This is a genomic window from Cesiribacter sp. SM1, from assembly GCF_020178975.1.
Taxonomy (GTDB): domain Bacteria; phylum Bacteroidota; class Bacteroidia; order Cytophagales; family Cyclobacteriaceae; genus Cesiribacter.
In genome coordinates this window covers 1-705 of the sequence record NZ_JAHXBU010000069.1, presented here as the reverse complement: position 1 = coordinate 705, position 705 = coordinate 1, and the positions used below count along the sequence as shown (strand labels likewise).

Here is a 705-nt window from a genome sequence, read left to right as displayed (position 1 = left end):
CAACGTCCGTTGAATAAAGCAGGGGCTGCTCACCGCTGCATCTACATGGACGATAAGGTAGATGTTTTGTAGTTCAATGGCAAAGAGCTGTTACAGCCCTTGCTTTATTCTGTTGTTGGTGCAAGACTTTTTTATTTATTAACAGTCGCGCTGCACTTTGATACTTGTTATTTTATCGTCCTTGATATTGAAGTTGTACCAGTACCCGTCAATCTCACAATATACAGTCGATCCTTTTTTATAAAGAAAGTGCTTCTGTGCCTTTAGGCTTTTCACTAATTCAGTATAGCTCTGGCCAATCTTGTTACCCAGCACCTGGTAGTCCCCCGCCAGCAGCTTTAGTTCTACTAATTCGTCTTCTTTATTATCATATCTCCAGTCTTTCGGTCCATTGGAATTATAGACATACATATTACCTATCAGCTGGCCTCGATCATCAATCAAGGTATAATGTCCGAATAGCCCGCCCCGTTGAGGTACGCATTTATATTCTTCTGATTTATTAGGGGCAAGCGTCGAGGTAGAGTTCTTTTGATGAGTCCGTTTAAGATCATGCAGGTCCAGCTTTGGCACTTGGCTATACCCACTGAAGGATATAATGAAGCAGAAGAGCATCAATAGCAGCTGTCTACTGTTGGATGTGATCATGAGGCGTTTCTACTGGTTTTGTTTTGCACCAACGTCCAGTGAATAAAGCAGGGGCTG

Annotated in this window: 1 protein-coding gene; it reads right to left on the bottom strand. The window is 42.6% G+C overall.

Features of this window, described 5'->3' with window-relative positions; all coding sequences use genetic code 11:
* Positions 1 to 138: 138 nt before the first annotated feature.
* Positions 139 to 444, bottom strand: coding sequence for a hypothetical protein (locus KWJ01_RS13250; protein WP_224996945.1), 306 nt, complete (start codon positions 442 to 444; stop codon positions 139 to 141).
* Positions 445 to 705 lie beyond the last annotated feature (261 nt).